Annotated in this window: 15 protein-coding genes; all 15 read right to left on the reverse strand. The window is 70.8% G+C overall.

Going from position 1 to position 12,418, the window contains the following annotated elements; all coding sequences use genetic code 11:
- Positions 1–2,121: bifunctional (p)ppGpp synthetase/guanosine-3',5'-bis(diphosphate) 3'-pyrophosphohydrolase (locus tag PV363_RS10650; protein WP_301022314.1), on the reverse strand; the 2,121-nt coding region annotated here is incomplete at its 3' end.
- A 289-nt stretch (positions 2,122–2,410) separates the two neighbouring features.
- On the reverse strand, positions 2,411–2,950 hold the full coding sequence (locus tag PV363_RS10655) for an adenine phosphoribosyltransferase (RefSeq protein ID WP_220347143.1): 540 nt from the start codon (positions 2,948–2,950) through the stop codon (positions 2,411–2,413).
- Positions 2,950–3,279 (reverse strand): preprotein translocase subunit YajC, encoded by a 330-nt coding sequence (yajC, locus tag PV363_RS10660; protein ID WP_220344597.1) that lies wholly within the window; start codon positions 3,277–3,279, stop codon positions 2,950–2,952. The genes PV363_RS10655 and yajC overlap by 1 nt, the downstream gene beginning before the upstream one ends.
- A gap of 65 nt (positions 3,280–3,344) precedes the next feature.
- Positions 3,345–4,439 (reverse strand): Holliday junction branch migration DNA helicase RuvB, encoded by a 1,095-nt coding sequence (gene ruvB, locus PV363_RS10665; protein WP_255559397.1) that lies wholly within the window; start codon positions 4,437–4,439, stop codon positions 3,345–3,347.
- Entirely contained in the window at positions 4,436–5,065 is a 630-nt protein-coding gene (gene ruvA, locus PV363_RS10670) for a Holliday junction branch migration protein RuvA (protein ID WP_220347141.1), read from the reverse strand. The genes ruvB and ruvA overlap by 4 nt, the downstream gene beginning before the upstream one ends.
- Positions 5,062–5,673, reverse strand: a complete 612-nt coding sequence (ruvC, locus tag PV363_RS10675) for a crossover junction endodeoxyribonuclease RuvC (protein ID WP_220366003.1) — start codon at positions 5,671–5,673, stop codon at positions 5,062–5,064. The genes ruvA and ruvC overlap by 4 nt, the downstream gene beginning before the upstream one ends.
- A 198-nt stretch (positions 5,674–5,871) precedes the next feature.
- Positions 5,872–6,045 carry a CsbD family protein gene (locus PV363_RS10680; RefSeq protein WP_220344593.1) on the reverse strand — a complete coding sequence of 58 codons (174 nt, stop codon included), beginning with the start codon at positions 6,043–6,045 and terminating at the stop codon, positions 5,872–5,874.
- Positions 6,046–6,137: 92 nt separating this feature from the next.
- Positions 6,138–6,509: a hypothetical protein gene (locus PV363_RS10685; RefSeq protein WP_220365675.1), complete on the reverse strand. Its 372-nt coding sequence runs from the start codon at positions 6,507–6,509 to the stop codon at positions 6,138–6,140.
- 109 nt (positions 6,510–6,618) lie between these two features.
- Positions 6,619–7,380 (reverse strand): YebC/PmpR family DNA-binding transcriptional regulator, encoded by a 762-nt coding sequence (locus PV363_RS10690; RefSeq protein ID WP_301022309.1) that lies wholly within the window; start codon positions 7,378–7,380, stop codon positions 6,619–6,621.
- A gap of 62 nt (positions 7,381–7,442) precedes the next feature.
- Positions 7,443–8,060 (reverse strand): pyridoxal 5'-phosphate synthase glutaminase subunit PdxT, encoded by a 618-nt coding sequence (pdxT, locus tag PV363_RS10695; RefSeq protein WP_301022310.1) that lies wholly within the window; start codon positions 8,058–8,060, stop codon positions 7,443–7,445.
- Positions 8,057–8,647, reverse strand: a complete 591-nt coding sequence (locus PV363_RS10700) for a hypothetical protein (RefSeq protein WP_220344586.1) — start codon at positions 8,645–8,647, stop codon at positions 8,057–8,059. Before PV363_RS10700 ends, pdxT begins: the two co-directional genes overlap by 4 nt.
- Before the next feature lie 3 nt (positions 8,648–8,650).
- Entirely contained in the window at positions 8,651–9,574 is a 924-nt protein-coding gene (gene pdxS, locus PV363_RS10705) for a pyridoxal 5'-phosphate synthase lyase subunit PdxS (protein WP_301022311.1), read from the reverse strand.
- Positions 9,575–9,676: 102 nt separating this feature from the next.
- Complete coding sequence (locus PV363_RS10710) at positions 9,677–10,270, reverse strand: hypothetical protein (protein WP_220344583.1); 594 nt, start codon at positions 10,268–10,270, stop codon at positions 9,677–9,679.
- Positions 10,267–11,376 carry a glycosyltransferase family 4 protein gene (locus PV363_RS10715; RefSeq protein WP_301022312.1) on the reverse strand — a complete coding sequence of 370 codons (1,110 nt, stop codon included), beginning with the start codon at positions 11,374–11,376 and terminating at the stop codon, positions 10,267–10,269. The genes PV363_RS10710 and PV363_RS10715 overlap by 4 nt, the downstream gene beginning before the upstream one ends.
- A complete protein-coding gene (locus PV363_RS10720) occupies positions 11,373–12,296 on the reverse strand; it encodes a phosphatidylinositol mannoside acyltransferase (protein ID WP_301022313.1) in 924 nt (307 codons plus the stop codon). Before PV363_RS10720 ends, PV363_RS10715 begins: the two co-directional genes overlap by 4 nt.
- Positions 12,297–12,418: the final 122 nt, after the last annotated feature.

Raw genomic sequence — 12,418 nt, forward strand, 5'->3', positions numbered from 1 at the left:
ATCGCGCCCGGTCGACAGCGACGCCGACAGGATGTTGACGTGCTGGTCGGAGAGCACACGCGTCAGGTCCGACAGCAGCCGCGCCCAGTCGAGCGCCTCCACCTGGATCGCGACCAGGAACATGCTCGACGCGCTGGGCGCCCACTCGACGTCGACGAGCCGCTCCTGCTCCTTGAGCAGGCTCGTGGCGTTGGTGCACGACCGCCGGTGGACCGAGACCCCCTGGGTGCGGGTCACGAAGCCGATGATGTCGTCGCCCGGCACCGGGGTGCAGCAGCGCGCCAGCTTGATCGCCACCGAGCCGTCCATGCCCTTGACGAGGACACCCGGGTCGCCACGGCGCACACGGCGACGGCGCGTGGACTCGTCGGGGACCAGCACCGCCTCGGCGAGATCCTCGGTCGCACCCTCCTCGCCGCCGAGGAACGCGAGCACCCGCTCGACGACGTTCTGCGGGCTCACGCGTCCCTCGCCCAGCGCCGCGTAGAGCGAGGTCACGTCCGACAGGTGCAGATCCTTGGCCACCGTCGCCAACGTCTCGTGCTTCAGGAGACGCTGCAGCGGCAGGCCCTCCTTGCGCATCTGCCGCGTCAGGGCGTCCTTGCCGCGTTCGACCGCCTCGTCGCGCCGTTCCTTGGTGAACCACTGCTTGATCTTGTTGCGCGCCCGCGGGCTCTTGACGAAGTCCAGCCAGTCTCGGCTGGGTCCGGCGCCGGGTGCCTTGGACGTGAAGACCTCGACGACGTCGCCGTTCTCGAGCTTGGACTCGAGCGACACCAGGCGCCCGTTGACACGCGCACCGATGGTGGCGTGCCCTACCTCGGTGTGGACCGAGTAGGCGAAGTCGATCGGTGTGGCGCCGGCGGGCAGCCCGATCACGTCACCGGCAGGCGTATAGACGTAGACCTGGTCGGACAGGTCGAAGCGAAGGCTCTCGAGGAAGTCCTGCGACTCCTCGTTCTCCTGCTGCCACTCGAGGAGCTGGCGGATCCACCCGAGGTCGTCGGTCCCGTCGGCCTTGCCCGCGGGCGCGCCGGCGGCACCCTTGACCGCGCCGTCCTCCTTGTACTTCCAGTGGGCCGCGACGCCGTACTCGGCGCGCCGGTGCATCTGCCTGGTCCGGATCTGGAGCTCGACCGCGTTGCCCTGCGGACCGATGACGGTCGTGTGCAGCGACTGGTACATGTTGAACTTCGGCATCGCGATGTAGTCCTTGAACCGGCCAGGCACAGGGTTCCAGCGCGAGTGGACGACGCCGAGCACCGCGTAGCAGTCGGTCAGCGAGTCGACGAGCACGCGGATGCCGACCAGGTCGTAGATGTCGGCGAAGTCGCGGCCGCGGACGATCATCTTCTGGTAGATCGAGTAGTAGTGCTTGGGTCGCCCCGTCACCGTCGCCTTGATCTTGGACCGCTTGAGGTCCTCGTTGACCTGGCTGATGACCGTCGACATGAAGTCCTCGCGCGACGGCGCGCGGTCGGCGACGAGGCGGACGATCTCGTCGTACACCTTCGGGTGCAGGGTCGCGAACGACAGGTCCTCGAGCTCCCACTTGATGGTGTTCATGCCGAGACGGTGCGCGAGCGGCGCATAGATCTCGATCGTCTCGCGGGCCTTGCGCTCCTGCTTGTCCTGCCGCAGGTAGCGCAGCGTACGCATGTTGTGGAGGCGGTCGGCCAGCTTGATGATGAGCACTCTGATGTCACGGCTCATCGCGACGATCATCTTGCGGATCGTCTCGGCCTCGGCGTTCTCGCCGTAACGGACCTTGTCGAGCTTGGTCACACCGTCGACGAGCTGTCCGACCTCCTCACCGAAGTCCTTGGTGAGCTGGTCGAGCGTGTAGGGCGTGTCCTCGACGGTGTCGTGAAGGAGCGCGGCGACGATCGTCGGCGGGGTCATGCCCAGCTCGGCGAGGATCGTGGAGACCGCTAGCGGGTGCGTGATGTAGGGGTCGCCGCTCTTGCGCTTCTGACCGCGGTGCATCTTGGCCGCGATCCGGTAGGCACGGACGATCGCCGCGGTGTCGGCCTTGGGGTGGTTGGTGCGGACGATTCGCAGCAACGGGTCGAGAACGACCGGGTTGTCCGAGGACGACCGTCCACCACCGAGCCGGGCCAGACGGGAGCGAACCCGCGCGGGAGTCGGGACGGACTCCTTGCGGGGCTCAGACTCGGTACGAGCGCGATCGGCCACGTGCACCTCCCCTTCCATCGTAGGCCCGCCATCTTAGGGTGCCGGGACCAACGACATGGAAGGCGGTGACGCGAGCTGGGGATCAGCCGAAGAGGACACCGAACGCGGTGGCGCCGCCCGCGAGGACGAGGGCGATCACGACAACGATGGCGACCAGCTTGGTGCTCTCAGGGCTCACGCTGACAATCCTAACCGGCGGCTCGGCAGTGCCGGGTCAGTACGTCCGCAGGGCACCGAACCGCTCCGGGTCGAGCCGCGCCCGTCCGCCGAGCGCGCTGAGCTCCAGGACGACGACGTTGGCGGCGGCCTTGGCCCCGGCCTGCGCGATCACCGCGTCGACCGCGGCCATGGTGCCCCCGGTCGCGAGCACGTCGTCGACGACGAGCACGCGATCTCCGGGGGCGATGGCGTCGGTGTGGATCTCGACCGTCGCCGACCCGTACTCGAGGTCGTAGTCCTCGGCGTACGTCGTCGACGGCAGCTTGCCGGCCTTGCGTGCCGGGACGAACCCGGCGCCGAGGGCCACCGCGACCGGCGCCCCGAAGATGAAGCCGCGCGCCTCGATCCCGACGACCTTGTCGATGTCGGTCCCGGCGAGGTCTCTCCCCAGCGATGCCAGGGAGTCGACGGTGGTCCGGAAGCCCTCGGCGTCGGCCAGCAACGGCGTGACGTCACGAAACGTGATCCCCGTCTCCGGCCAGTCGAGGATGTCGCGGACCAGCGAGTCGAGCATCTCGTCGAGCCCGAGCGGCATCAGACCTTGCCGTCCTCATCCTCGATCGGACGGGTCTCGACGACCTCGTGGGTCGCGGTGCCGGCGTCGGTGCCGTCGATGATCTTGGCGACGACGTTGCGGTGGACCTCGATGTCGACACCGGGGGCGATCTCGAGCGTCATCGTCTCGTCGTCAAGAGCCTTCACCGTCCCGAAGACGCCGCTGGTGAGCATGACGCGAGAGCCGACGACCACGCGATCCTGCATGCTCAGGAACTCGCGGCGACGCTTGCCCTGCGGGCGGATGATGAAGAGATAGAAGATGGCGACGAGCAGGATGATCGGCAGCAGTGCTGCGAGGTCGTTCACGGGTGGCTCCAGCCAGGTCGGTGTCAGGGGGCTTCGTGGTGCGGGACGAGTCTAGCCGGAGCCCGTCAGTCCAACGGCAACGTGGGATCGGCGGTCGTCGTCGGTGGAGTCAGCCCGAGATGCCTCCACGCGGCCGCCGTCGCGACGCGTCCCCGGGGCGTGCGGGCCAGGAACCCCTGGCGTACGAGGAAGGGCTCGGCGACCTCCTCGACGGTCTCCCGCTCCTCGGCGACCGCGACGGCGAGGGTCGAGACACCGACCGGCCCGCCGCCGAAGCTGCGGCACAGCGCGTCCAGCACCGCACGGTCGAGACGGTCCAGGCCGATCTGGTCCACCTCGTAGAGGTCCAGCGCGCGGTGGGCGATGTCGAGGTCGACGACCCCGCTCCCCCGGACCTCGGCGTAGTCGCGGACCCGGCGAAGGAGCCGGTTGGCGATCCGTGGCGTGCCGCGCGACCGCGACGCGATCTCGAAACCGCCCTTGGGTGTTGTCTGGACGCCGAGCAGCGCTGCGGAACGGTCGACGATCCGGTGGAGCTCGGTGGCCTCGTAGTACTCCAGCTGCGCGGTGAACCCGAACCGGTCGCGCAGCGGTCCCGGCAGCAGACCGGCTCGCGTCGTCGCGCCGACGAGCGTGAACTGCGGGATCTGCAGCGGGATGGCCGTCGCTCCTGGACCCTTGCCGATCACGACGTCGACCCGGAAGTCCTCCATCGCCATGTAGAGGAGCTCCTCGGCGGGTCGTGACATCCGGTGGATCTCGTCGACGAACAGCACGTCGCCCTCGTTGATCCCCGACAGGATCGCGGCGAGGTCTCCGGCGTGTTGGATCGCGGGCCCGCTCGTGAGCCGCAGGGCCGTGCCCAGCTCGGCGGCGATGATCATCGCCAGGGTGGTCTTGCCGAGCCCGGGAGGACCCGAGAGCAGGACGTGGTCGGGCGTACGACCGCGCGCCCGCGCCGCGGTCAGCATCAGCGCGAGCTGCTCGCGGACACGCTCCTGCCCGATCAGCTCGTCGAGCGACCGAGGGCGCAGAGCCGCCTCGTACGCCTGCTCGTCGGAGACGACGTCCGGGCCGACGAGCCGCGCTTCGAGCTCGGCCCGCTCGGCCGCCTCGAGCCGGCTGGTGTCCTGCTCCTCCATGCCGATCTCCTCCCTCATGCCTTCGAGAGCGTACGGAGGGCCGCGCGCAGCAGGACGGACACGTCGACCGCGCCGGTCCCCTCGATCTGCTCGGTGGCGACAGTGACCACGGCGGCGACCGCGGACTCCGCCTCGCGGGTGCTCCATCCGAGCCCGACCAGGGCGGCGTGCACCTGAGGACGCCAGTCCGCGTCGGCGGGCGTCGAGGCAGGTGCGGTCGCGGTCGCCTGGGAGACAGCCGCCGCAGCACCGAGACGGTCCTTGAGCTCGAGCACGATCCGCTGGGCTCCCTTGCGCCCGATGCCGGGGACCTTCGTGAGCGCGACGAGGTTCTCCTCGGCGACCGCACGGCGCAGACCCTCGGGGCCGAGGACCGCGATGATCGCCTGCGCGACCTTGGGGCCCACGCCGCTGGCGGTCTGAGCGAGCTCGAAGGTGTCACGCTCGTCGTCGTCGGCGAAGCCGTACAGCGTCATCGAGTCCTCGCGCACCACGAGGCTGGTCGAGACCTGCGCCTGCTCACCGTGCCGGAGGTCGGCCAGCGTGCCCGGCGTGCACTGCACGAGCATCCCGACCCCGCCGACGTCGAGGACGGCGGAGTCGAGGGCGGTCGAGGCGACGGTGCCGCGGACGAAGGCGATCATCGAGGCTTCCTCTCGGGGAATCTGGGGTTGGTGCGCGCAGCGCCTGGGATGCGGGAACGGATGGGCTCGGCGGCCGTCCGCATCGGACCTGACGGGCGTGCCGCGGCGGCGAGGGCGTCGTCGAGCCGGCTGACCGACGTGCCGCGCCAGACGTGGCAGATCGCGAGGGCGAGCGCGTCGGCGGCGTCGGCGGGGCGCGGCGCCTCGACCAGGCCGAGGATCCGCGTGACCATCGCCGTGACCTGCGCCTTGTCGGCGCGACCGTTGCCGGTGACCGCCGCCTTGACCTCGCTCGGGGTGTGGAGGACGACGGGGAGGCCGTGGCGGGCTGCGACGACCATCGCGACCCCGCTGGCCTGGGCGGTGCCCATGACGGTCGAGACGTTGTTCTGGCTGAAGACCCGCTCGATCGCGACCACGTCCGGCCGGTGCGTGGCGATGGCTTCGGCCAGGCCGCGTTCGATCGCGAGGAGCCGGTGGGCGACGTCGTCGGCGGCCGGCGTACGGATCACCCCCACCGAGACCGCCCGCAGAGCGCCCCCCACGCGTCCGTCGACCACGCCGACCCCGCACCGCGTCAGGCCGGGGTCGACTCCGAGAACACGCATCGCGCCGGCGGTCATGCCACCTCGCGGAGGACCCGCAGCGAACACATGTTCGACACCCTAGTCGCACGACGGACGAGTGTGGCGGCGACGCGCCGAGGACCCGTACGAACGACGAGGCCCCTCCACGGCGTACGTGGAGGGGCTTCGTGTCGTAACCTCCACGGCGTACGTGGAGGAGACTTGCGCCGAGCGCGGCGGCTACTTCTTGAAGGCGTCCTTGACGTTGTCGCCGGCCTTCTTGAAGTCGGCCTTGCTCTGGTCGGCCTTGCCCTCGGACTCCTGCGACGTGTCGCCGCGGAGCTTGCCGGAGGCCTCCTTGGCCTTGCCCTCGACGTCCTCGGCCAGGTGCTTCAGCTTGTCATCCAGACCCATAGCACTCACTCCTCGAGATCGGGTTCGGGTGGTGCCCCGACCTTAGGACGGATCGAGCGCGGGCGCAGATCGCCGTGGCGGGCGCAGACCTATCACGACGACGAGCCCTCCCCCATCCCGGGCGCCTGCCCTGGGTGCCCCCACCCTCCGGTGGTGCCAGGGCCAGGCGGCGGCGCGTACGGAGCCTGCGACACGTCGTCGCTGGTGCTCACCGTCAGGGGTAGCGCGTACACCGCGTCGCCCAGCTCTCTGATCCGGGCCTTCGATGTCGCGCGTCCCGGGGCCGGCTCGACGTGCACGACGACCCCACCGCGGGTGACCACGAGAGGGCGCCGGCCCACCTCGTCCGTCGGAGCGACTCCCTCGCCCGCCAGCTCGGGCATCCACGGGAGCGGATCGGGGGCCGCGCCTCGCCGACGTCGTGCGATCCGCCACATGATCCCGCCGGGCCTCAGGATGTCCATGGCCCATCCTGGCACGTCGGCAGCTCGGGCAGGCGGGTTCGCCGCGAGCCTTCCGCCCGGCACGGGAGAATCCCTCCGCCCCGAGCCGGGCAGAAGGTGGAGCGGCGTGTCAGCCGACCTGCGCCATGACCTCGTCGGAGGCGTCGAAGTTGGCGAACACGTTCTGGACGTCGTCGCAGTCCTCGAGGGCGTCGATGAGCCGGAGGACCTTGCCGGCCACGTCGGCGTCGACCTCGACGGTCATGGACGGCACGAACGACGACTCGGCGGAGTCGTAGTCGATCCCGGCGTCCTGGAGAGCCGTGCGCACCGCGACCACGTCGCCGGCCTCGCTGATCACCTCGAACGAGCCGTCGTGGTCGTTGACGTCCTCGGCGCCCGCGTCGAGCACCACCTCGAGGACGTCGTCCTCCGCGAGCGTCTTGCCGTCCTGCTCGGCCGGGACGATGACGACGCCCTTGCGGGAGAACATGTAGGACACCGAGCCGGGGTCGGCCATGTTGCCGCCGTTGCGGGTCATCGCCGTCCGGACCTCCATGGCCGCACGGTTCTTGTTGTCGGTGAGGCACTCGACGAGCAGCGCGACACCGCCGGGGGCGTAGCCCTCGTACATGATCGTCGTGTAGTCGACCCCCGCGCCGTCGAGACCGCCGCCGCGCTTCACGGCGCGGTCGATGTTGTCGTTGGGGACCGACGACTTCTTGGCCTTCTGGATCGCGTCGTAGAGCGTCGGGTTGCCCGCGGGGTCAGGCCCGCCGGTGCGTGCGGCGACCTCGATGTTCTTGACCAGCTTGGCGAACATCTTGCCGCGCTTGGCGTCGATGACCGCCTTCTTGTGCTTGGTGGTCGCCCACTTGGAGTGGCCAGACACGGCACTCACCTGCTCTCGCTGTTACGACGGCGTACGGCCGCGGCTCGCGACCGCCCTCGATCCTAGCGGCTGGCCACGCCGCCGTTCGCGTGCACCGACCGGACGAACATCTGGTGGAGGCGGTGGTCCGACCCGAGCTCGGGGTGGAAGGACGCGGCGAGCAACGCCCCCTGCCGCACCACGACCGGGCGGCGCCCCTCGTCGCCGCGGTCGACCGCCGCGAGGACCTCGACACCGGGACCGTGGCTCTCGACCCAGGGACCGCGGATGAACACCGCGTGCAGCGGGTCGTCGAGGCCCTGGACCCGGAGATCGGTCTCGAAGGAGTCGACCTGCCGGCCGAACGCGTTCCTCCGCACGGTCATGTCCATCCCGCCGAAGGTCTGCTGGTCGTCGGTGCCGCCGTCGATGCGGTCGGCGAGCAGGATCATGCCGGCACAGGTCCCCAGCACCGGCATGCCCGACCCGATGCGCTCACGGATCGGGTCGCGGAGCTCGAAGGCCCGCGACAGCTTGTCGATGGTGGTCGACTCCCCGCCCGGCACGACAAGGGCGTCGACCGCGTCGAGCTCGCTCGGCCGTCGCACGGTGGTCGCCTCCGCGCCGCTCGCCGCGAGCATCCGGAGATGCTCCCGGACGTCGCCCTGAAGGGCGAGGACACCGACCCGGGGCGCACTCACGCGTCGGTGAGGCGACGGTGCCAGAACGCCCGGACCTCGATCCGTCCTTCGTCGAAGTGCGCCGCGAGACCGGCAGCGTCCAGCGTCGCGACGACCGCGGAGCACAAGGGGTCGCCGTCGGCGATGTTGGCGGAGTCGGGGTGCCACACGTTGACCTCGAGCATCCCGTGATCGACGGCGTGCCAGACATCGGACGGCGTGAACCACACGATGCCTCGGAGCGCGCTCCCCGTGGCTCCCCCGGCCGCCTCGCGCACGACGCCGGCCGCCGCCCAGTGGTCGTCGACGCCCTGGAGCACGACGAAGCCAGCGGCCTCCAGTGCCTGGAAGGCCTCCTGCAGCGCGTCGTAGTCGGTGCGCGCCGGCCAGCCCGACTGCTCCTCCGCGAGCGCCGCGCGCTCGTCGTCGACGAGTCGCTGGGCCTCGGTCCGGGCCTTCGTGTCAACCAGCCCGGCATCCTCGCGTGCCGCGATCTCGACCTCGGTGACGCAGGCAGCGCGCTCGGTGAGGCCGGCGCGTACGAGGACCCGGGCGTAGCTCCGCAGCGCGTCGGCGTCGGTCAGGCGCGGTGCTGAGAAGAAAGGCACCGTTCACCAGCCCCGCTCGGCCAGCCGGTGCGGCTCGGGGAGGTCGGCGACGTTGATGCCGACCATCGCCTCGCCGAGCCCGCGCGAGACCTTGGCGATGACGTCGGGGTCGTCGTAGAAGGTGGTGGCCTTCACGACCGCGGACGCGCGCTCGGCCGGGTTGCCCGACTTGAAGATGCCCGAGCCGACGAACACGCCCTCGGCACCGAGCTGCATCATCATGGCGGCGTCCGCGGGCGTCGCGATGCCTCCCGCGGTGAAGAGCACTACGGGCAGCGCGCCCTTCTCGGCGACCTCGCGGACCAGCTCGTATGGCGCCTGAAGCTCCTTGGCCGCCACGTAGAGCTCGTCGGCCGGAAGCGTCTGGAGACGGCGGATCTCATCACGCATCGCCCGCATGTGGGTCGTCGCGTTGGAGACGTCGCCCGTGCCGGCCTCGCCCTTGGACCGGATCATCGCCGCACCCTCGGTGATGCGACGAAGCGCCTCGCCCAGGTTGGTCGCGCCGCACACGAACGGCACCGTGAAGGCCCACTTGTCGATGTGGTGGGCGTAGTCGGCGGGTGTGAGGACCTCGGACTCGTCGATGTAGTCGACGCCGAGGGACTGCAGCACCTGCGCCTCGACGAAGTGGCCGATGCGCGCCTTGGCCATCACCGGGATGGAGACGGCCTCGATGATGCCGTCGATCAGGTCGGGGTCGCTCATGCGGGCCACGCCGCCCTGGGAGCGGATGTCGGCGGGCACGCGCTCGAGGGCCATGACCGCGACGGCACCGGCATCCTCGGCGATCTTGGCCTGCTCGGCGTTGACGACGTCCATGATGACGCCGCCCTTGAGCATCTCCGCCATGCCGCGCTTCACGCGTGCGGTGCCCGTGCCCTCCCGGGACACGGCCGGTGTCGGGGCAGTCGGGTTCTCGGACATCGTTCACCTCGGGGCCTGGGACGCGGTGCGCCCGCTCGGACATTGGCCTCATCGTACGACCGTGCACCGACGCCGGAGCGGTCCCGCCACGAGGTGAGCCGATCAGCCCTGCTGCTGCCCCATCTCGGAGGAGGCCACGGGGCGCTCGTGCGCGACGAGGTGCGGCGGCGGCGTGTCGTCGAAGTCCATCCGATTCGGCCACGGCGCGTAGCCGGCGAGCCTCGCCCACCGTACGATCCGCTTGCGCCGCATCCGCTGGGTGCGGGCGACGAGGTCGTCGTGGAAACGGTGCGCCAGCTGGACGCGTTCGCACGCGTCGCCGAGGTCGGCCAGCAGCTCGGCCTGCGGCTCGTCGGCGGCCGCCCACAGCGCGTCGACGTCCTCGGCGTCACCGAAGACGGTGCGCATGACCTCGCTCAGCGCCGTCTCCCGCTCGGCCTGGTCGCTCTTGCCGATCGCCGCGCGCGAGGCATCGGCGGCTTCGACCGCGACCAGGGCGCTGGCAGGGTCCAGGACTCCGCCCACCGCGACGTTGCGCAGGCACGTCGACCGGTCGAGGAGCTGACGGTCCAACGAGGCCTGGGCGGTCGCCAGACGGATGTGCAGCCGGTCGAGCCGGCCGGCCGTCGTCGACAGCGCGACCGTGATCGCCGCGACCACGGCACCGACGACGAGGATCCACTCGAGCGTGCTCATCCGACGCTGCCTCCTCCGAGGACTGTCTCGTACACACGGACCACCTGCGGCGCGACCACACTCCAGTCGTACCGCCGGACCTCGCGTCGCGCCAGGTCCGCACGTGCCTGACGAGCCTGGTCCTCGAGCGTCGAGACGAGGGTCTTGGCCAAAGCCGCGGGGTCCTCGTTGGCGAAGAGGGCACCGAGGCGGCCGTTCTCGAGCACGTCCGCGAACGCGCGGATGTCGCTGGCCACCACTGGTGCGCCCGCCGCCATCGCCTCGATGAGGACGATGCCGAAGCTCTCGCCACCGGTGTTCGGCGCGACGTAGACGTCGGCCCGGGCGAGCAGCTGGGCGCGCTCGGCGTCCGAGACCCGCCCGACGACCTCGACGTGGTGGCGCAGCCCCTCGGGGACCATCGCCGACCCGACCTTGGGGTCCCCCGCCCCGGCGACGACGAGACGGAGGTCAGGGAACCGGTCGACCACCGGCGGCAGGGCGCCCAGCAGGACGGGAAGACCCTTGCGTGCCTCCTCGAACCGCCCCAGGAACAGCAGCTCCGTGCGGCCGGTGGTCCCCGCGCTCCGCGGTACGGCGTCGAAGTCGTCGACGTAGAGGCCGTTCGGGATGATCACCGAGTCGCCGCCCTGGTACTGCTCGACCACGCGGTGCGCCTCCCGCGAGACCGTGATCCGCGCGCTGAGCTTCTCCATCGCCGGGCGCAGCAGCGACTCCGTCGCCGCGAGAGCGCGCGAGCGGCCGATGGAGGTGTGGATCGTCGCGATCGAGACCCCGGAAGACAGGCTCAGCGCCACCAGCGAGACGCTCGGCGTGGCCGGGTCGTGGACGTGCAGCACGTCGAAGCGGCCGTCGCGCAGCCAGCGTCGGGTGCGGGCCATCGCCATCGGCCCGAACGACACGCGCGCGACGGCACCGTTGTAGCGGACGGGCACGGCGCGGCCGGCCGGTGTCACGTAGTCGGGCAGGTCGTCGTCGTCGGCGGCCGGCGCGAGCACCGACACCTCCACGCCCAGCCCTCCGAGCGTCCGGGAGAGGTCCAGGACGTGGTTCTGGACGCCGCCGGGGACGTCGAACGAGTACGGGCAGACCATCCCGATCCTCATCGCACGCCTCCGTCCGGAAGCCGGTCGACCTCGAAGACGCGCTGGAGCATGTGCCAGTCGGCGGGGCTGCGGCGGATCTCTGCGCTGAAGACGTCGGCGAGGTCCTGCGCCATCGCCACCAGTCCGTCCGGGCCTTCCCGGGTCGGCACGACCTCGTGCACGGTCATGCGCAGCCGGTCCTGCTCGTACCGCGAGGTCGCCGCGAAGAGCGCCGCCCCGGTCTGCTGCGCGAGGAGCGCCGGTCCGACGGGCATCCGCGCCTTCTCGCCCAAGAGGTCGACGACAAGTCCGCTGCGGGACATGTCGCGGTCGGCGAGCAGACACACGAAGCCCCCCGCCCGCAGGTGCGCGGCGAGCCGCGGCATCGTCGGCTCTCCACCGGTCAGCGGGAGCACCGTCATGCCGAGTCCCTCGCGGAACGCGACGAACTCGTCGTACAGGCGCTCGGGCCTGAGACGCTCCATCACCGTCATCAACGGGAGGCCGTGGCTCAGCGCCCAGGCGCCCATGAGGTCCCAGTTGCCCATGTGCGGCAGTGCGGCGATCATCCCCCGCCCCTGCGCCTTCAACGCGAACACGCGCTCGGGATGGTCGACCGTGATCCAGTCGTCGACGGTGTCGGCGGTGAAGCGCGGGAGACGGAACACCTCCCCCCAGTAGCGCAGGTAGGAGCGCATGGCGTCTCGCCCGAGCTCGTCGAGCTCTCCGGCAGTCGCGTCCGGCACCGCCCGCGACAGGTTCGAGCGCAAGCGGTCGATGCTGCTCCCGCCGCGCGCGTACAGACGGTCGGCGGTCGTCCGCATGGCCCGGTCGACGAGGGGCTGCGGCAGCCGGACCGCGAGGTCCCAGCCGATCGTGTACGCCGCAGCCTCCGCGTGCGTACGCGCCACGTCCAGGACGCGACCGCTGGGGGAACTCATACGTCCGCCAACGACTGCTTCCGCACCATCAGGATGCGCTGCACGACCGTGATCGTGCTCGCGACCGCCAGCGTCCAGAGCACGATCGTGCGGAGGATCGGCAGGTCGAAGATGCCCGACAG

It is taken from the genome of Mumia sp., assembly GCF_028803055.1.
GTDB lineage: Bacteria > Actinomycetota > Actinomycetes > Propionibacteriales > Nocardioidaceae > Mumia.

Excerpts from the sequence above, each read along its gene's own strand:
- PV363_RS10680 (WP_220344593.1), bottom strand. The coding sequence starts at position 6,045 with ATGGGTCTGGATGACAAGCTGAAGCACCTGGCCGAGGACGTCGAGGGC.
- ruvB (WP_255559397.1), bottom strand. The coding sequence starts at position 4,439 with ATGAGGGAGGAGATCGGCATGGAGGAGCAGGACACCAGCCGGCTCGAG.
- ruvA (WP_220347141.1), bottom strand. The coding sequence starts at position 5,065 with ATGATCGCCTTCGTCCGCGGCACCGTCGCCTCGACCGCCCTCGACTCC.
- pdxS (WP_301022311.1), bottom strand. The coding sequence starts at position 9,574 with ATGTCCGAGAACCCGACTGCCCCGACACCGGCCGTGTCCCGGGAGGGC.
- PV363_RS10685 (WP_220365675.1), bottom strand. The coding sequence starts at position 6,509 with ATGGACATCCTGAGGCCCGGCGGGATCATGTGGCGGATCGCACGACGT.
- PV363_RS10655 (WP_220347143.1), bottom strand. The coding sequence starts at position 2,950 with ATGCCGCTCGGGCTCGACGAGATGCTCGACTCGCTGGTCCGCGACATC.
- PV363_RS10710 (WP_220344583.1), bottom strand. The coding sequence starts at position 10,270 with ATGAGCACGCTCGAGTGGATCCTCGTCGTCGGTGCCGTGGTCGCGGCG.
- PV363_RS10720 (WP_301022313.1), bottom strand. The coding sequence starts at position 12,296 with ATGAGTTCCCCCAGCGGTCGCGTCCTGGACGTGGCGCGTACGCACGCG.
- PV363_RS10715 (WP_301022312.1), bottom strand. The coding sequence starts at position 11,376 with ATGAGGATCGGGATGGTCTGCCCGTACTCGTTCGACGTCCCCGGCGGC.
- ruvC (WP_220366003.1), bottom strand. The coding sequence starts at position 5,673 with ATGCGTGTTCTCGGAGTCGACCCCGGCCTGACGCGGTGCGGGGTCGGC.